Source organism: Sphingopyxis sp. OPL5, assembly GCF_003797775.2.
Classification (GTDB): domain Bacteria; phylum Pseudomonadota; class Alphaproteobacteria; order Sphingomonadales; family Sphingomonadaceae; genus Sphingopyxis.
On the sequence record NZ_CP060725.1, the window covers coordinates 998,265 to 1,014,667 of the forward strand.

Annotated in this window: 19 protein-coding genes; 15 read left to right on the forward strand and 4 right to left on the reverse strand. The window is 65.2% G+C overall.

The features are described from left to right. Positions 1-421: 421 nt before the first annotated feature. From EEB18_RS04890 to mddA, 11 genes are read left to right on the forward strand one after another with little or no spacing between them, the layout of a single operon-like run. A complete protein-coding gene (locus EEB18_RS04890; protein WP_262408126.1) occupies positions 422-931 on the forward strand; it encodes an RrF2 family transcriptional regulator in 510 nt (169 codons plus the stop codon). Beyond that, entirely contained in the window at positions 928-2,415 is a 1,488-nt protein-coding gene (gene sufB / locus EEB18_RS04895) for a Fe-S cluster assembly protein SufB (RefSeq protein WP_187141682.1), read from the forward strand. Before EEB18_RS04890 ends, sufB begins: the two co-directional genes overlap by 4 nt. Continuing rightward, positions 2,415-2,849, forward strand: a complete 435-nt coding sequence (locus tag EEB18_RS04900) for a hypothetical protein (protein WP_187141683.1) — start codon at positions 2,415-2,417, stop codon at positions 2,847-2,849. The genes sufB and EEB18_RS04900 overlap by 1 nt, the downstream gene beginning before the upstream one ends. Continuing rightward, entirely contained in the window at positions 2,849-3,049 is a 201-nt protein-coding gene (locus EEB18_RS04905; RefSeq protein ID WP_187141684.1) for a hypothetical protein, read from the forward strand. Before EEB18_RS04900 ends, EEB18_RS04905 begins: the two co-directional genes overlap by 1 nt. Then, complete coding sequence (gene sufC / locus EEB18_RS04910) at positions 3,036-3,779, forward strand: Fe-S cluster assembly ATPase SufC (RefSeq protein ID WP_187141685.1); 744 nt, start codon at positions 3,036-3,038, stop codon at positions 3,777-3,779. The genes EEB18_RS04905 and sufC overlap by 14 nt, the downstream gene beginning before the upstream one ends. Then, positions 3,779-4,159, forward strand: a complete 381-nt coding sequence (locus tag EEB18_RS04915; RefSeq protein ID WP_187141686.1) for a hypothetical protein — start codon at positions 3,779-3,781, stop codon at positions 4,157-4,159. Before sufC ends, EEB18_RS04915 begins: the two co-directional genes overlap by 1 nt. Then, positions 4,156-4,887, forward strand: a complete 732-nt coding sequence (locus tag EEB18_RS04920; RefSeq protein WP_187141687.1) for a SufD family Fe-S cluster assembly protein — start codon at positions 4,156-4,158, stop codon at positions 4,885-4,887. Before EEB18_RS04915 ends, EEB18_RS04920 begins: the two co-directional genes overlap by 4 nt. A 20-nt stretch (positions 4,888-4,907) precedes the next feature. Beyond that, the gene (locus tag EEB18_RS04925; protein WP_187141715.1) at positions 4,908-6,092 is read left to right on the forward strand and encodes an aminotransferase class V-fold PLP-dependent enzyme; all 1,185 of its coding nucleotides are present in this window, start codon (positions 4,908-4,910) and stop codon (positions 6,090-6,092) included. Then, positions 6,089-6,559, forward strand: a complete 471-nt coding sequence (locus EEB18_RS04930) for an SUF system Fe-S cluster assembly protein (RefSeq protein ID WP_187141688.1) — start codon at positions 6,089-6,091, stop codon at positions 6,557-6,559. Before EEB18_RS04925 ends, EEB18_RS04930 begins: the two co-directional genes overlap by 4 nt. Beyond that, the gene (locus EEB18_RS04935; RefSeq protein ID WP_056348917.1) at positions 6,559-6,915 is read left to right on the forward strand and encodes a HesB/IscA family protein; all 357 of its coding nucleotides are present in this window, start codon (positions 6,559-6,561) and stop codon (positions 6,913-6,915) included. Before EEB18_RS04930 ends, EEB18_RS04935 begins: the two co-directional genes overlap by 1 nt. A 59-nt stretch (positions 6,916-6,974) precedes the next feature. Then, positions 6,975-7,700, forward strand: a complete 726-nt coding sequence (mddA, locus tag EEB18_RS04940; protein ID WP_187141689.1) for a methanethiol S-methyltransferase — start codon at positions 6,975-6,977, stop codon at positions 7,698-7,700. On the opposite strand, the gene EEB18_RS04945 is transcribed toward mddA, so the two are convergent. After that, a complete protein-coding gene (locus tag EEB18_RS04945; protein ID WP_262408128.1) occupies positions 7,697-8,413 on the reverse strand; it encodes an extensin family protein in 717 nt (238 codons plus the stop codon). The two genes, mddA and EEB18_RS04945, sit on opposite strands and share 4 nt — an antisense overlap. A gap of 85 nt (positions 8,414-8,498) precedes the next feature. On the opposite strand from EEB18_RS04945, the gene EEB18_RS04950 reads away from it, so the two are divergent. Then, complete coding sequence (locus EEB18_RS04950) at positions 8,499-10,037, forward strand: tryptophan halogenase family protein (protein ID WP_187141691.1); 1,539 nt, start codon at positions 8,499-8,501, stop codon at positions 10,035-10,037. 4 nt (positions 10,038-10,041) lie between these two features. On the opposite strand, the gene EEB18_RS04955 is transcribed toward EEB18_RS04950, so the two are convergent. Together EEB18_RS04955 and EEB18_RS04960 are read right to left on the reverse strand one after the other, a co-directional pair. Then, on the reverse strand, positions 10,042-11,250 hold the full coding sequence (locus EEB18_RS04955) for a hypothetical protein (protein ID WP_187141692.1): 1,209 nt from the start codon (positions 11,248-11,250) through the stop codon (positions 10,042-10,044). A gap of 69 nt (positions 11,251-11,319) precedes the next feature. Next, the gene (locus tag EEB18_RS04960; protein ID WP_222943173.1) at positions 11,320-12,711 is read right to left on the reverse strand and encodes a cation:proton antiporter; all 1,392 of its coding nucleotides are present in this window, start codon (positions 12,709-12,711) and stop codon (positions 11,320-11,322) included. A 248-nt stretch (positions 12,712-12,959) separates the two neighbouring features. Between EEB18_RS04960 and EEB18_RS04965 the strand changes: the two genes are divergently transcribed. Then, positions 12,960-13,205, forward strand: a complete 246-nt coding sequence (locus EEB18_RS04965) for a type II toxin-antitoxin system Phd/YefM family antitoxin (protein ID WP_187141694.1) — start codon at positions 12,960-12,962, stop codon at positions 13,203-13,205. After that, the gene (locus EEB18_RS04970; RefSeq protein ID WP_187141695.1) at positions 13,205-13,699 is read left to right on the forward strand and encodes a PIN domain-containing protein; all 495 of its coding nucleotides are present in this window, start codon (positions 13,205-13,207) and stop codon (positions 13,697-13,699) included. Before EEB18_RS04965 ends, EEB18_RS04970 begins: the two co-directional genes overlap by 1 nt. A gap of 118 nt (positions 13,700-13,817) precedes the next feature. Here the strand turns inward: EEB18_RS04970 and EEB18_RS04975 are convergent, their stop codons facing one another. Next, complete coding sequence (locus EEB18_RS04975; RefSeq protein WP_187141696.1) at positions 13,818-15,212, reverse strand: cytochrome P450; 1,395 nt, start codon at positions 15,210-15,212, stop codon at positions 13,818-13,820. A gap of 176 nt (positions 15,213-15,388) precedes the next feature. Here EEB18_RS04975 and EEB18_RS04980 point away from each other — a divergent pair, with 176 nt between their 5' ends. Then, positions 15,389-16,396, forward strand: coding sequence for a hypothetical protein (locus EEB18_RS04980; protein WP_187141697.1), 1,008 nt, complete (start codon positions 15,389-15,391; stop codon positions 16,394-16,396). The last annotated feature ends 7 nt before the right edge of the window (positions 16,397-16,403 follow it).

Consider the following 16,403-nt stretch of genomic DNA (forward strand, 5'->3'; position numbering starts at 1 on the left):
CGTCATTGCGAGCGTAGCGAAGCAATCTCCGGCCCTCGGCCTTGCACAAGGTCGAGGGCTGGAGATCGCCGCGTCGCCTCCGGCTCCTCGCAATGACGACACAGCTGCTGGACTCGCCAAATCCCGGATTAACCACCAAAAATCCCGCGCCCTGTCGTTTTGGCGTTTCCGTACAATCGCGAATCGGCGGCGCCCCATATTCGGGGCTTGCGACCCAGAAGAGCTCGCCTCTTTCAGAGGAACGAGACCTTCATCTTGGCACTCATTCGGCTCCGGCCGGATGGGTGCCTTTTTTTTCTTGGGTGCCGGAAAAACCGCCTTGCTTGCGCGCCGCCAAAGCCTCGCCTATATAAGTGGAGTAATTTGATCCAGTTAAGAATCGTTCGCAATTTGCGCGCGATAGAGAGTCCGCACCGTCGCAATGCGCCTGTCCAACCTTGCCGATTATGCCGTGGTGCTGATGAGCGCCGCCGCCCGCCAGTGCGGGTCGGTACCGATTCACGCCGGGATGCTGGCCGAGCAGACGGGGATTCCGGGACCGACCGCGCAGAAGCTGGTGAGCGGACTCGCGCGCGCCGGGCTGCTGGTTGCTTCGCGCGGCAGCGGCGGCGGGGTAAGGCTGGCACGGCCCGCGGCGGCGATCAGCGTCGCCGATATCATCGAAGCGGTCGAAGGGCCGATCGCGTTGACCGCCTGCGTTGCCGAAGGGCGCCACGATTGCTCGCTCGAGGGTAGCTGCAAGGTGCAGCCGCACTGGGGCGTGGTAAACGGTGCGGTGCGCGGGGCGCTGGCGGAGATTAGTCTGGCGAGCCTCAGTAAGCCCCTCCCGCACGCGGGAGGGGTTTGGGGAGGGCCTGTCTCGGACACCGCCTTCACCAACACCCCCTCCCCCAGCCCCTCCCGCAAGCGGGAGGGGAGGATAGAAGCATGACCGACAACACCGAACTCCCCGTGAAAGACCAGGCCGCGCACGATGCCGCGGCGAAGGTCGCCGATTATGAGCATGGCTGGTCCTCGACGATCGAGACCGACTTCGCGCCCAAGGGGCTGACCGAGGATACGGTCCGCTTCATTTCGGCGAAGAAGAACGAGCCCGAATGGATGCTCGACTGGCGATTGAAGGCGTTCCGCCACTGGTTGACGATGGAGACGCCCGACTGGGCGAAGCTCAACGTGCCGCCGATCGATTATCAGGACGCCTATTATTACGCGGCGCCCAAGGCGAAGCCCAAGCTCGGCAGCCTCGACGAGGTCGATCCCGAAATTCTCGAAGTCTATAAAAAGCTCGGCATCCCGATCGAGGAGCAGAAGGTGCTCGCTGGCGTCGAGGGCGCGCGCAAGGTCGCGGTCGACGCGGTGTTCGACAGCGTCAGCGTCGCGACGACCTTCCGCGAGGAATTGAAGCGCGCGGGCGTGATCTTCCTGTCGATTTCGGAGGCGATCCGCGAATATCCCGAGCTGGTGAAAAAGTGGCTCGGCAAGGTCGTGCCGATGCACGACAATTATTTCGCGACGCTCAATTGCGCGGTCTTTTCGGACGGCACCTTCGTGTACGTGCCCGAGGGCGTGCGCTGCCCGATGGAGCTTTCCACCTATTTCCGCATCAATGCCGAGAATACCGGGCAGTTCGAGCGGACTTTGATCATCGCCGACAAGGGCGCCTATGTCAGCTACCTCGAAGGCTGCACCGCGCCGATGCGCGACGAGAACCAGCTCCACGCTGCGGTGGTCGAACTGGTGACGCTCGACGATGCCGAGATCAAATATTCGACGGTGCAGAACTGGTATCCCGGCAATGCCGAGGGGCTGGGCGGCATCTATAATTTCGTGACCAAGCGCGCGCTCTGCCAGGGCAAGCGCAGCAAGGTGTCATGGACGCAGGTCGAAACCGGCTCTGCGATCACCTGGAAATATCCGAGCTGCGTGCTCAATGGCGACGACAGCGTCGGCGAATTTTATTCGGTCGCGGTCACCAACAATTACCAGCAAGCCGACACCGGCACCAAGATGATCCACAATGGCAAGCGCACGCGCTCGACCATCGTCAGCAAAGGGATCAGCGCGGGCAAGTCGAACAACACCTATCGCGGGATCGTCCGCGTCGCGCCGAATGCCGAGGGCGTGCGCAACTTCACCCAGTGCGACAGCCTGCTGCTGGGGTCGCTGAGCGGCGCGCATACCGTGCCGTATATCGAGGTCCGCAATCCCACGGCGACCGTCGAGCATGAAGCGACGACGAGCAAGATCAGCGACGACCAGCTGTTCTACGCGATGCAGCGCGGGCTGGGGCAGGAAGAGGCGGTGGCGCTGATCGTCAACGGCTTTGCCAAGGAAGTGCTGCAGCAACTGCCGATGGAATTTGCCGTCGAGGCGCAGAAGTTGCTGGGGATCAGCCTTGAGGGGAGCGTGGGGTGATGAGCTTAGCCATTTTGTTCGCGCTCCTCTCCACAGCGCAAGCCGACGCACAGCCGACGCGCACGGTGGAAACAACCGAAAAGATCGGTTCGATCAAGGTTCCCGACGAAATCGCGCCTGCGGTCGGCCCCTATATCACCTGCCGTATCATGGCGTCGGGGACGCCGCTGATCGTCGAGGGCAAGCCGGTGAACTATAATCTGCCCGGCCAGACCGACTGCGCCAAAGTTCGCGAAAATGCCGCGCGCGAGGCCGATAAATTGCTCACCCAGCAAGGGATGAGCGACAAGGCGAAGCGCCAGGCCTTTGTCGACAGGGTGCTGGCCGATGCCGACAGCTTCGCCGCTGCGCTTTCGACACCGCAATCCGTTGCCGTTGCGCCCGATTCCCCGCTGGCGCCCGATGCCGCGCCCGCCGCGAAAAGGAAACCATGATGCTGCGCTGGCTGTTCGGAAAGCGCGCCGAAAGGCCGCGAGGCTCGAAACCCGAATTGGTGCCCAACCCGGGCAACCAGACCGGGGGATCGCACGAATTTGTTCGCGTCCCGCAAGACCAGTCCCTCTCCATCAACGGCAGTCCGGTTCAGCTGGAAACCAGTGAATTTAAGATCGACCCACATCATGCTAAAAATTGAAAGCCTCCACGCAACTGTTGCTGATAAGCTGATCCTGAAAGGCTTGTCGCTCAGCATCAATGCGGGCGAAATCCATGCGATCATGGGTCCCAATGGCGCGGGCAAGTCGACGCTGTCTTATGTGCTCGGCGGGCGGCCCGGTTATGAGGTCACCGAGGGGTCGGTCGATTTCGGCGGGCAGGATCTGCTCGCCCTCGATCCGCACGAGCGCGCCGCGGCGGGGCTGTTCCTCGGCTTCCAATATCCGGTCGAGATTCCCGGCGTGTCGAACGTCCAGTTCCTGCGCGAAAGCCTCAACGCCCAGCGCAAGGCGCGCGGCGAGGAACCGCTGTCGGGCGGCGACTTCCTGAAGCTGGCGCGCGAGAAGGCGGGGCTGCTCAAGATGGACATGGACATGCTCAAGCGCCCCGTGAACGTCGGCTTTTCCGGCGGCGAGAAGAAGCGCAACGAGATGGTGCAGATGGGCATCCTCGACCCGAAGCTCGCGATCCTCGACGAGACCGACTCGGGCCTCGACATCGACGCGCTGCGCATCGTCGGCGACGGGATCAACAGCATCATGCGACGACCCGATAAGGCAGTGCTGCTGATCACCCATTACCAGCGCCTGCTCGACTATGTGCAGCCCGATTTTGTCCATGTGCTGGCCGCCGGCCGGATCGTGAAGTCGGGTGGGCCCGAGCTCGCACGCGAGCTGGAAGAGCATGGCTATGCCGAGATCGCGGCTTGATGGCGATGCTCGCCCTGATGACCATGACGCCCGCCGCGGCGCGGCCTTCCGCGCCCGCGATCGAGGAAGAGATCGTCGTGATCGCGAGCAAGCTCAAGGACTGGCGCGCCTCGTTGGTCGAGTCTCGTGGCGATGTCCGTTGTTTCACGCAGCGGTCGACCGGCGACGCCGCGATCGACCGCATCGGGTGCCAGTCCATGATGCAATGCCATGCGCGGTACAAGGACCGGTTCGCCGGTTTCAAGGACCATCGCGTCCCGTCGAACAAGCGTAAGGCGATGTACAAGAGCTTCATGAAGGACGAGTTTTCGCCCTGCGTTTTCGAAAGGCGCGAAGCGATGATCACCGATCTCGCCGACGTGAGGGCGGCGGCACGATGAGCGCGCGTCCCCTCCCCTCGCGGCGCGACGAAGCGTGGCGTTATAGCGACATCGACGCGGTTGCCGCAGCGTGGCCGTTGCCCGCCCCCGAGAGCATCATCGTACCCGCCGGCGGCTCGTTGCGCCGCGCGGTCGTGCAGGATGCGGGTGACATCCGGCAGATCGAACTGGTGCTCGGCAAGGGCGCTGCCGCGTCGCTGCATGTCCTCAATATCGGCGGCGCTTATGGCCGCATCGAACTCGCGGTGACGCTGCACGAAGGCGCCGACTTCCATCTCGGCGCGGCGCAGATCGGCGGCGGGGAGCAGAATCTGGAGATCGTCACCACCGTGACCCATGCGGAACCCGGCGCGACGTCGCGGCAGGTTGTGCGGTCGGTGCTCGGCGGCACCGCGACCGGCACCTATCTCGGCAAGGTCGCGGTCGCGCGCGATGCGCAGCAGACCGACAGCGCGCAGGATGTGAAGGCGATGCTGCTCGACCGTAGCGCGACCGCCAATGCCAAGCCCGAACTCGAAATCTTCGCCGACGATGTGAAATGTGCGCATGGCTGCGCGATCGGCGAACTCGACGCGATGGCGCTTTATTATCTGCAGTCGCGTGGGCTGCCGCCGGGCGAGGCGAAGAAGCTGATGCTGCAGGCGTTCGTTGCCGGCGTGTTCGATGGCGCCGAGGATGCGGCGCGGTTGCAGGACCTGGCGTTGGCAAAGCTGGGGGAATTGGTGTGAGCGTCGCGACGGCCACCAACATGCCCTCCCCTAACCCCTCCCGCTTGCGGGAGGGGGATTTTAGGGCCGACTTCCCCGGCCTCGCGGGCAACTGGCACTATCTCGACACCGCCGCGACCGCGCAAAAGCCGCAGGCGGTGATCGACGCGACAGTGAACGCGATGGGCCGCGACTATGCGACCGTCCACCGCGGCGTCTATGCGCGCTCGGCCGACATGACGCTCGCCTATGAGGCGGCGCGGCGGCGGATTGCGGCGTTTATCGGCGCGCGCGAGAATGAGATCGCTTTTGTGCGCGGCGCGACCGAGGCGATCAACCTTGTCGCTTATTCGCATCCGAAAAAGGGCCGCGTGCTGCTCTCCACGCTGGAACATCACAGCAATATCGTGCCCTGGCAGCTTGCGGGCTGGCAGGTCGATGTCTGCCCGCTGACCGCGGACGGACGCATCGATTTGGACGCCGCCGAGACGCTGCTGACCAGCGAACATACTATGGTCGCCTTCGCGCATGTGTCGAACGTGCTCGGCAGCCCGCTCGACGTCGCGCGCGCCGCCGAGCTGGCGCACCGTGTCGGCGCCGAATTGCTGGTCGACGGTTGCCAGGCGGTACCGCGGCTGCCCGTCGATGTCGCGGCGCTCGGTTGCGACTATTATGTCTTCTCGGGGCACAAGCTTTACGGTCCCACCGGCATCGGGGTGCTGTGGAGCGACAAGCTCGATACGCTGCCGCCCTGGCAGGGCGGCGGATCGATGATCGACCGCGTGACCTTTGCCAAAACGACCTATGCCCCGGCGCCGACCCGCTTCGAGGCGGGGACGCCGGCGATCATCGAGGCGCTTGGGCTTGCCGCTGCGGTCGAATATGTCGAAGCGATCGGCGTCGAGTCGATCCACGCGCATGAGGTCGCGCTCGTCGGAAACCTGCGCGAACAGCTCGCGCGGCGGAACAGCATCACGCTGTTCGGACCCGAAAACAGCGCCGGAATCGTCAGTTTTGCGATGGCGGGGGTTCATCCGCACGACATCGGCACTATCTTGGACGAGAGCGGGGTCGCGATCCGCGCCGGGCACCATTGCGCACAGCCGCTGATGGAGCATCTGGGCGTGCCGGCGACCGCGCGCGCGAGTTTTGGCGTTTACAGCAATGACGATGACGTGGCGGCGCTGATCGAGGGTCTGTCGCGCGTCGAGAGGATTTTCGGATGAGCGAGGATCGGATGATCAAGGTTGAGGAAGTGACGAGCGTCGAGGCGCCGCCCAAAGCGCGCGTCGAGGATATCGAGACCGCGCCCGAGAAGCTGGAGCGCAAGCGCGACTATCTGGAGGGCTTCCTCGCGGCCAAGCCTGCCGAGGTCGCCCCCGGCGCGGTTGGCGGCGACCTGTACGAGGCCGTCGTCAATGCATTGAAGGACATTTTCGACCCCGAAATCCCGGTGAACATCTACGACCTCGGGCTGATCTACAATGTCGAGATCGATGAGGGGCATGTCGTCGTCACGATGACGCTGACCACCCCGCACTGCCCGGTCGCCGAATCGATGCCCGCCGAGGTCGAACTGCGCGTCGGCGCGGTGCCGGGGGTCGGCGATGCCGAGGTCAACCTCGTCTGGGATCCGCCGTGGTCGCCCGACAATATGAGCGACGAAGCTCGCCTCGAACTGGGAATGCTGTGATGACCGAAGTGAAAACTCGTGCACGCCCTGCCGCCGTAGCCCTCACCGTCGGCGCGGAAGACCGCATCGCGACGTTGATGGCATCGGCGCCCGAAGGCGCGATCGGCGTCCGCCTGTCGACCCCGCGCCGCGGCTGTTCGGGGCTCGCTTACTCGGTCGACTATGTAACCGAAGAAGTGAAGTTCGACGAAAAGATCGAGACCCCCGGCGGCGTCTTCTACATCGACGGCGCATCGGTGCTCTACCTCATCGGCAGCACGATGGACTGGGTCGAGGATGATTTCGCTGCGGGCTTCGTGTTCGAGAATCCGAACGCCAAGGGCGCGTGCGGCTGCGGCGAGAGCTTCACCGTCTAACCCGGCGCATTTTTGCACCGGACATGCTAAGTTTCCCCGTCAAATGAGGGGGGAGCGTCATGGTTCGTGCCTTCTATCTGGCCTATGCGGCCCTTTGCTACGCGATATTCGTCGCGACATTCCTGTACCTTATCGCCTTCGTCGGCAACCTGCCGGTCGTCCCGGTCACGATCGACGTGGCGCGCGCCGCGCCATCGGGGCTGGCAGTCGCGATCGACATCGCGCTGATCGCGCTGTTCGGCATCCAGCATAGCGTCATGGCGCGGCGGGGGTTCAAGGCGCGCTGGACGCGCGTCATGCCCGCACCGATCGAACGCAGCACCTATGTCCTGCTCGCCAGCCTGGTGCTGATCCTGCTCTTCGGCTGCTGGTATGCGCTGCCCGCGACGGTGTGGGCGGTCGAGAACGGAATCGGCGCCGGCATCCTGTGGGCGCTGTTCGCGAGCGGCTGGGCGATCGTGCTGCTGAGCACTTTCCTGCTCAACCATTTCGAGCTGTTCGGATTGCAACAGGCGTGGTTCGCGCTGCGCGAGCGGGCGGCCGCCGCGCCGCAGTTGCGCCAGCCCTTGTTCTACAAGATCGTCCGCCATCCGCTCTACGCCGGCTTCTTCATCGCCTTCTGGGCGACGCCGCGGATGAGCGTCGGCCACCTGCTCTTCGCGGTCGGCATGTCGGCCTATATGCTGATCGCCATCCGGTTCGAGGAACGCGACTTGGTCGCGACCTTCGGCGGGGACTATGTAGCCTATCGGGAAAAGGTCGGGATGCTGGTGCCGCGACTCTAGTGGCACACCGTCCAGCCGGCAGTCCGCTTCGCCATGTCTAGGTGAAAATGGTCGGCGTGGGCGCTGTTATAGTCGGGCGACAGCACGGTGCTGAACAGGCCGCACGACCCGTCGCGCACAGCGTGCAGGAATTCGCTGCGTGCATCGCCGTCGTTCCAGTCGCCCACCAGCGTGATGCGCGTCCCGTCGGCAAGAACAAAGGCCGATATGTCGATCGCATTGGCGGTCGAATGCTGGCTCTGCGCCTGTTTCCCCGCGATCTTGCGGCAGTTGTAGCTGCCCAGATTTTCGAGTTCGGCCACCGCCTGTCCGAAATGCTTTTGCGCCAGCGGCTGGACGACGTCGCGGTTCCACAGCGCCATCGCCGCAGTCACCGCGCAGCCGGGTGCGACATTTGCGGGGCGCATCGTCGGCACGAGCCGATTGCCGGTCAGCACCATGCGCTGGCTGGCGCGGCAGACGCCCTGCCCCACCACCGGCCGGTGCTCATACCCCGCCTTCGCCCGATCGAAAGCGGCGAAACAGGCGCTATCGTCGCCGGCCAGCCCCACCAGCTTGCGATGGGTCGCCCAGCCTTGCGGTTGCCCGAGTTCGAAGCGTGCGGTGGGGTCATGCTGCGGATGATCGCGCAGCCACTGCATCGCGTAGATCGCAGCGATGGCGAGCAGCAGGGCGACGGCGAACCTGATCAGATAAGGACGAAAACTCTTCACCCTTGTCCAATGCCCGCGCGGCACCGCCCGTTCCAGCGCCAAATTACCGCTTGTTGAAAGTCGCGGGGCGCGTGATAGCGTTCCCATGGCGAAGCGCTCGATCCTGATCGTCGGCGGCGGCACCGCGGGCTGGCTGACCGCCGCCTATCTCGCGCGGTTTTTCGACCTCGCGCGCAACCCGCGGCTGTCGATCACGCTGCTCGCGTCGGACGAGATCGGCAGCATCGGGGTCGGCGAAGGCGCTTTTCCGACGATCCGCAACACGCTGCAATATATCGGCATCGACGAAAGCGAGTTCGTGCGCCGGGCATCGGCGACGTTCAAGCAGGGCATTCGTTTCGACGACTGGGTCCGCACGCCGCGGGATGGCCTGTCGAGCCATTTCCTCCACCCATTCGAGGCGCCCTATCATGGCGACGGGCACAGCCTGGTTTCCTATTGGCTGCTCCAGGACGAGGCGACACGGCGGCCGTTCGCCGAGGCGATGACGATCCAGAACCGCGTCGCCGAGGCGCAGCGTGCGCCCAAGCGGCCGGGCGAGGAAGCGTTCGGCGGGCCGCTGAACTATGCCTATCATTTCGACGCGACGCGGCTGGCCGAGGTGCTGTCGAACCAGGCGCGGACGCTGGGCGTCGACCACCTGCCGGGCACGCTGACCGCTGTCGCGCTGCACGCTGAAAGCGGCGCGATCGACCATGTCGTGACCGCCGAGCATGGGGTGCTAACCGCCGATCTTTACATCGACTGTTCGGGTTTCCGCGCCGAACTGATCGACGCGCTGGGCGCGCCGTTCCGCAGCGTGAAGCACCAGCTGTTCACCGACCGCGCGCTGGCGTGCAAGATTCCCTATGACGCCCCCGACACGCCGCTCGAAAGCTATACGATCGCCGCGGCGCATGAGGGCGGCTGGACGTGGGACATCGGCCTCGCTGGCGCGCGCGGGGTCGGCTGCGTCTATTCGAGCGACCATCTGAGCGACGATCGCGCCGCCGACATCCTGTCGGGCTATACCGGCGGGCGCAGTCAGGACGTCGGGGTGCGCAGCATTCCGTTCGCGGCGGGGTATCGCCCGACGCCGTGGGTGAAAAATTGCGTCGCGGTCGGGTTGTCGGGCGGCTTCCTCGAGCCGCTCGAATCGACGGGGCTGGTGACGATCGAGACCGCGGCGGCGATGATCGCCGAGATGTTTCCGCTCGGCGGTCCGGTCGCGGCGCCAGCGCGGCGCTTCAACGAATTGATGACCGCGCGCTACGAGAATATCGTCAACTTCCTGAAGCTCCATTATTGCCTCAGCCGCCGCGACGAACCCTTCTGGCGCGACAATGCCGACCCGGCGTCGATCCCCGACCGATTGAAAGAATTGCTCGACGAGTGGCGCTATCGTCCGCCGGGCCGTTTCGATTTCATCCTCGACCTCGAAAGCTTCGCCTTCTTCAACTACCAATATATTCTCTATGGCATGGAATATCGCACCGACCTGACCCCGGTGCGCGAGGAATTCCCCGATGTCGCCGAGGCCGAGCGCATCTTTGCCCGCATCCGCAGCTTCGGCGCCCAGGCAGCGCACGAGCTGCCGTCGCACCGCGCGCTGGTCGACCAGATCAACGCCGCGTCCTACGCCTGACCGCCTAGAGCGCCCACTCGAGAGTCAGCCACAGCCGGTCGGTGTCGGTCGCGAAAGCGTCGGCGCGGTAGTGCGCATAGCGGACCGAGCCGCCGGTGCGGCCGCGCTTTGCGGTGAGCGCGAGCCCGATTTCGTCGCCATAATGTTGGTCGGCGCGGTCGCTGTCGAAATGGTGCCAGACGCCGGTGACGCCGACCGCATCGAAGCCCGCCGTCTTTTTCCAGCCATAGCCGAGGCTCGCGTATAGATCGCGCAGGCCGTTCGGCGGCGTGGTGACGAATTTTCCCGCCCAGCCGTTGAAGCGGAAATGCGACGCGAGCGGGGTCTGGACACTGGTGAACGCCGCGCCGCCATCCGCCCCGAGTATTTCGTAACCGCCGGTGGCGCTTAACCCGCCAGCACTCACTCCCACTTCAGCGAGCCAGTAATCGGCGGCATAGTCATTCGGGTTGCGGTGCCAGTCACTCTGCCGCGCCCAGCTCGCGACATAGGTGAGTTTGACATCCTTCGCGAGCGACTGGCTGCCCACGAAGCGCAGCCCCCAGGTCTGGCTCGCCAGTCGATAGCCCTGAACCGCGACCTCGTCCTGATCCACCAGATAAGCGAAACCGCTCACCGTACCGATGGGGGCGCCATAGCCGACGACCGCGAGAATATTGTCGCCGCCGATCGCCTGCGGGCGCGTGCCTGCACCGTTGCGCCCGTTCACCGTCCTAACGCTCCAGCTGTAGGTCAGATCGGCGCTGAGGCCCGTCGGCTTGCCGACTTGCAGACGCACCGCGTCATAGGTCTGCTCATTCTGGCGAAAGCCCGCCGAGCCGACGAAGCGCTGGTCGGCGAGTTCGATCCGCTGGCGGCCGGCGGTGAAGGCCAGCCCGTTCGCGCCGGCATAGCGAAGCTGCGCGCGATTGAGTTCGAGGTTCGGCGGGTCGGCGATCAGCGGGAAAGTCGTCTTGCCGTTGGTGCCGTCGTTATAGTCATAGGCGATCGCCAGATTGGCCTCGCCCTCGACCAGCAGCGACCAGCGTCCCTTGGTGGCTTGCACTCCGGGGCGCACGCGCAGCGTCAGCGCGTCGGCCTTTTCGGCGAGGCCGTCCTGCTCGGTCGCCTCGTAGCGCAGACGCGCGTCGATCAGCGGTTTGACCGTCACCTCTTGCGCGCACGCGGTGCCGCTGAGCAGCGCCAGCGGCGCCGCCATCCAGAGTCTCTTCATATCGGAAGCTCCAAAAATCCTCCCCGCCTTCAGCGCGGGGCCAAAGGCGGGGGAGGCAGGAGGGATGGGTCAGGCCGGCTTGGCGGCCAAAGGCGTCGCGGGCTGCGCATCGTCCGGCGCCTCGATGCCGAGCGCGCCGAGTTCGCCGGTTTCGCGCGCCTTGCGGCCGTAGACGATTTCGAACAGCGGCCCCGCCATCACGGTGGTGACGATCGCCATCAGCACCATGATCGCGAACAGGGTCGGACCGATGATGCCTTTTTGCAGGCCGATGTTGATGATGATCAGTTCCATCAGCCCGCGCGCGTTCATCAGCGCCCCGATGCCCATCGCGGTGCGATTGTCCTCACCCGCGAGCCGCGCCGCGAGCCAGCAGGCACCGAACTTCGCCGCGATCGAGACGAGCAGGATGCCGAGCGCGATCGCGAGCAGCGACAGGCTGTTCACCGTCGTCAGCTGGGTGTTGAGGCCCGAGAAGGTGAAGAACATCGGCAGCAGGAAGACGACCGTCATCGGCTCGATCTTCTTCTTGATCTCTTCGGTGAGCAGCCCGCGCGGCATGCAGGCGCCAAGCAGGAAACCGCCGAACACCGCATGGATGCCGACCGCGTCCATGAAGAAGGCCGACATGGCGTAAAGCATCAGCACGACGGCGAGCAACGCGTGGGTGAGTTCGCCCTTCGCCTCGACCGCGCGGCCGAGCGGGACCAGCAGCTTGCGGCCGATAAAGAACATGAACAATGCGAAGCCGACCCCGCCGACGATGGCGAGCAGGGCAACACCGGGTCCGGCGCCGAAGGTCGCCAGCACGACCGCCAGCACGCACCACGACACCGCGTCGTCGAACGCCCCTGCGGTCAGCGTCAGTGTGCCCAGCGAGGTATTGGCGAGGCCGCGCTTGTTGATGATGCGCGCGAGCATCGGAAAGGCGGTGAGCGCGATGCAGGCGCCCATGAACAGGGTCGCCGGGCCTTGGCCCAGTCCCTCGGTGAACAGCCCCGGAACGCCGATCAGGAAGGGGGTGATCAACGCCGCGAACAGGAACGGCGCGGCGATGCCCGCCGCCGACACCCCGACCGCGCTTTTCGCCTTCGACTGGAAATGGTCGAGGCGCAGCGTCGTGCCGACGAGGAACATGTACAGGCCGACGCCGAATTGCGCGCCGACATAGAGCATGTTGCGCGTTTCCTTCGGGAAGAGCGCGCCCTGGATGTCGGGGAAGAAGAGGCCGAACAACGAGGGGCCGAGGATCACGCCCGCGATCATCTCACCCACCACCTGCGGCTGGCCGAAAAAGCGGTTCGCGAGCCAGCCGACGATGCGGCAGACGAGCAGGATCACCGCGATCTGCAGGAAAAAATGGATGCTGTAGTCGGAGGGCGCATAACTCTGCGCCGCGTCCACCGCCGGTCCGTGCTTGCCCATGACATCGCCGACGGCGCGCCACAATTCCGCGAACATATCTGATACCAATGACCGTCTCCCCTCTGGCGCCTGTACGGTTCGAAAACCACCGATACGCTCCATTCCCATCATCAGGAGACATGAATGCGGCACGGGCGCAAGATCGGCGCAATGATTGGGCGCGCCCTGTCTGGTCGATTTCCGGGCAAAGGATCATTTCTGTTGCGGGCCGGTAACAGTGTAGTAACATACCTACATGTGAACGATCCCGGTAGCGCTACCAGACATATGAGGAAAATGGCGAAATGAAGCGGGTCACCAGCCGCGAATTCAACCAGGACGTGAGTCGCGCGAAGCGATTCGCGGCGATCGAGCCGGTGTTCGTCACCGATCGCGGCCGCCCCACCCATGTCCTGATCAGCATCGATGCCTGGCGGCAATTGAGCGGCGAGCGCGAGACGATCGTGCAGCTGCTCGCCGCGCCGCCGGGGGAGGTCGCGCTCGATCGCACGCCCTTGCGCAAAGCGCTCGCCAGCCGGGGGCGCGGCTGATGTTTCTGCTCGATGCCGAGGTCGCGCTCGACCTGCGCCATGCCGGCATCGCCGGCGAAAGCGCGGCGCTCGCGGCGTGGGCGCAGCGGACATCGCGCCATGCGATATTCCTGTCGGCGCTGACGCTGGTCGAACTCGACAATGCCGCCGCGCTGGCGGCCAGACAAAGCAAGGCGGTGGGCGCCGCGTGGCGAAGCTGGATCGACGACCAGTTGCTGCCGGCGTTCGAGGAGCGCATCATCGCGGTCGACCTGGCCGTCGTTCGCCGCCGCGCCGCGCTGGCGCTCGATCAGGATCGCGACGCGCTGCTCGCGGCGACCGCGCTCGAACATGGGCTGGCGCTCGTTACCTATAACCCCGCATCATTCCGCACCGCGCGGCTCAAGCTGATCGACCCCCGCCGCGCGGCGCCCGATGCCGGCGAAGCGACCGACTGGCGCGAAGCGACGCGCGAGCGGGCGCCCTGGCTTCGGAACCTGTTTATTCGCGGCTAGCGGGCGGTTCGCCGGCCGTCATTGCGAGGAGCCGGAGGCGACGCGGCAATCTCCAGCTATCGGCCTTGCGCAAGACTGATGGCTGGGGATTGCTTCGCTTCGCTCGCAATGACGGGAATCAGGCGAGCTTCTCGAACGTCACCAGCAAGCCGTCCTTGGGACGCGGGATCGGCCACATATACCAGTCGGGGTCATAACCCTCGGCGACGCTGATGCGGTGCGTCGTGATCACATGGTGGAAAAAGATCTTCGCCTGCATGTAAGCGAAGTGCAGCCCCAGGCACATATGCGCGCCGCCGCCGAAGGGCACCCACGCATATTTGTGCCGCCCCTTCGCCCCCTCGGGCGAGAAGCGCATCGGGTCGAAGGTCTCGGGCTCGGGCCAATATTCGGGCATCATGTGCGTGTAGCCGGGATTGACCCCGACGCTGGTGCCCGCAGGGATGGTGTAGCCGCCGAATTCGAAATCGCGCAGGGCGCGGCGCGGGATGCTCGGCACCGGCGGGATCATCCGCAACGCTTCCTTGAACGCCCATTCGGTGAGTTCGAGCTCGTTCAGCGCATTATGTCCGACCCCCTCGCCCGCCGGCGCGACGCGCAGCATTTCCTCGCGGAGTCGGTCCTGCCATTCAGGGTTCTTGGCGAGCAGCCAGACCATCGAACTGATCGAACTGGTGATCGTGTCGTGCGCCGCCATCATCAGGAAATTCATATGGTCGACGATCGCCTCGACGCTCAGATAATCGCCATTCTCGTCGCGCGCCTGACAGATTTGCGTGAACATGTCCTCGCCGTCCGAGGTGCGGCGTTCGGGGACCATCCGGCTGAAATAATCGACCAGATATTTGCGCCCCGCGACACCGCGCCCCATCGCGGTGAAGGGCAGCGGGCGGCGGACGATGCCGATCGACGCCTGCACCATGTCGACGAAGCTTTTGTTGATCTTCTCCGCCTCGGGACCCCAGGGGATACCGAGGAAGCTGGTCGCGGCAAGGTCGAGCGTCAGCTGCTTGATCGCGGGATAGAATTTGAACGTCTGCCCGCTCCACGACGCGACGCGCACCTTGATCCCGGCATTGAGGCTGTCGGCGTAGAGCCGCATCGGTTCGGGCTTGAACGCGACCGACAAGGTCTTGCGGTCGGCGCGATGCTTTTCGAAATCCATCAGCATCAGCCCGCGCGGGAAAAGCAGGTTGAGCACCGGCCCCCAGCCCTGCTCGGACGAGAAATTCTTGTCGCGGTCGAACATCGCCAGCTCGTTCGCCTCGGGCCCGTGGATCGCGACGCTGCGCCCGCCGAAGCTTTTGGTGCGATAGACCTTGCCATATTTGGCGACCATGCGGCGCGAAAAGCCCTGCGGGTCCTTGAGCTGGTCGAGCGTCGTGCCGAGCAAAGGCAGGCCATCCTCGCCCGGGATATGATCGAGCAGGCTTTCGTCGTTGCGCGGCAGCCAGTGCTGCGTGTCGGAACCAAAGCGCGCTTCGGACCATGTGATTTTGGCGGGGGCGTTCATCGTGGGAGATCCTCGTCAAAGGGCTGTCGTCCTTTGGGTATCGCACTACTGACATTGATGCAAGTAACGTCCTGTCGCCGCTGCGACTCTATTCACCGCAAATTCAACTCGACTCACGCAAATTGGCGGCCATGATGGTCGGACTGCCCCGGCAGTCCGCAACCAAGGACAAGAGCATGGCCAACTTCCTTCGCCGCCCCCTCGGGATCGCGCTCGGCGCGCTGGCGACGACCAGCCTCGGCGGCTGCTATTACGGCGACGTCAATGGCTATGGGTCGAGCTACGCCGGCAACGACTGCGTCGCGCAATATGGCAACGATTATTACGACGCCGATCCTTATGCCTATGACGACGGCTATGGTTATGACTGCTACGACGGCGGCGATTATGGCGCGGGCTTCGTCAACATCGGCTTCGGCGGCGGCTGGTACGACAATTATTATTACCCCGGTTCGGGCCTGTGGCTCTTCGACAGCTACAACAACCGCTATCCGCTGCGCGGCCAGTATCTGAACTATTGGGGGGGACGCCGCGCCTGGTGGAAACATCATGGCGGACGCGGGGACGGCCATTGGAACGGCAACCGTCCGGGCCGCGGCGACGGACCGCGCGGCGATGGCAGGCCCGGTGGCCGCCCCGGCGGCTGGGACGGGCGCGATCGCGACAATGATGGACCGCGGGGCACCCGCCCGCTGCGCCCCGGAACGGGCGCCGGCAATCCGCCGACGACCACGAACCCGATCGATCCCGGGCGCGGCAACGGTCGTCCCGGCGGCTGGGGTGGCCCAGGCCGCGGCGACAATGACGGACCGCGCGGCACACGCCCGCCGCGGCCCGGCGCCGGCAACGGCAATCCGGCTCCGCCGACGGGGACGGTGCCGATCCGCCCCGGCCGCCCCGATCGCGGGGTCGGCAACACACGCCCGTCGCGACCCGACGGCAATAACGGCGGCGGTCGCCCGCGCCAGCAATGGCAGGGAAATCCCGGCGGCAATACCGGCGGCAACGGATCGATGGGCATGCCGCCGCGTTCCGGTGGCGGCGCAGGGACCGCCCCGCGCCCGGCGCCGTCGCAGGCCGCCCCGCCCGTCCGGTCGGCACCACCCGCTGCGAGCGCGCCGCGCCCGTCGCCGTCGACGCGGGTGAGCCCCGCCGACCGACCGAACCGCGTCCGCGAGGACTGAACCGACG

Coding starts and splice junctions, on each gene's coding strand:
- EEB18_RS04890 (WP_262408126.1), top strand. CDS start 422: ATGCGCCTGTCCAACCTTGCCGATTATGCCGTGGTGCTGATGAGCGCC.
- sufB (WP_187141682.1), top strand. CDS start 928: ATGACCGACAACACCGAACTCCCCGTGAAAGACCAGGCCGCGCACGAT.
- EEB18_RS04900 (WP_187141683.1), top strand. CDS start 2,415: ATGAGCTTAGCCATTTTGTTCGCGCTCCTCTCCACAGCGCAAGCCGAC.
- EEB18_RS04905 (WP_187141684.1), top strand. CDS start 2,849: ATGCTGCGCTGGCTGTTCGGAAAGCGCGCCGAAAGGCCGCGAGGCTCG.
- sufC (WP_187141685.1), top strand. CDS start 3,036: ATGCTAAAAATTGAAAGCCTCCACGCAACTGTTGCTGATAAGCTGATC.
- EEB18_RS04915 (WP_187141686.1), top strand. CDS start 3,779: ATGGCGATGCTCGCCCTGATGACCATGACGCCCGCCGCGGCGCGGCCT.
- EEB18_RS04920 (WP_187141687.1), top strand. CDS start 4,156: ATGAGCGCGCGTCCCCTCCCCTCGCGGCGCGACGAAGCGTGGCGTTAT.
- EEB18_RS04925 (WP_187141715.1), top strand. CDS start 4,908: ATGCCCTCCCCTAACCCCTCCCGCTTGCGGGAGGGGGATTTTAGGGCC.
- EEB18_RS04930 (WP_187141688.1), top strand. CDS start 6,089: ATGAGCGAGGATCGGATGATCAAGGTTGAGGAAGTGACGAGCGTCGAG.
- EEB18_RS04935 (WP_056348917.1), top strand. CDS start 6,559: ATGACCGAAGTGAAAACTCGTGCACGCCCTGCCGCCGTAGCCCTCACC.
- mddA (WP_187141689.1), top strand. CDS start 6,975: ATGGTTCGTGCCTTCTATCTGGCCTATGCGGCCCTTTGCTACGCGATA.
- EEB18_RS04950 (WP_187141691.1), top strand. CDS start 8,499: ATGGCGAAGCGCTCGATCCTGATCGTCGGCGGCGGCACCGCGGGCTGG.
- EEB18_RS04955 (WP_187141692.1), bottom strand. CDS start 11,250: ATGAAGAGACTCTGGATGGCGGCGCCGCTGGCGCTGCTCAGCGGCACC.
- EEB18_RS04960 (WP_222943173.1), bottom strand. CDS start 12,711: ATGTTCGCGGAATTGTGGCGCGCCGTCGGCGATGTCATGGGCAAGCAC.
- EEB18_RS04965 (WP_187141694.1), top strand. CDS start 12,960: ATGAAGCGGGTCACCAGCCGCGAATTCAACCAGGACGTGAGTCGCGCG.
- EEB18_RS04970 (WP_187141695.1), top strand. CDS start 13,205: ATGTTTCTGCTCGATGCCGAGGTCGCGCTCGACCTGCGCCATGCCGGC.
- EEB18_RS04975 (WP_187141696.1), bottom strand. CDS start 15,212: ATGAACGCCCCCGCCAAAATCACATGGTCCGAAGCGCGCTTTGGTTCC.
- EEB18_RS04980 (WP_187141697.1), top strand. CDS start 15,389: ATGGCCAACTTCCTTCGCCGCCCCCTCGGGATCGCGCTCGGCGCGCTG.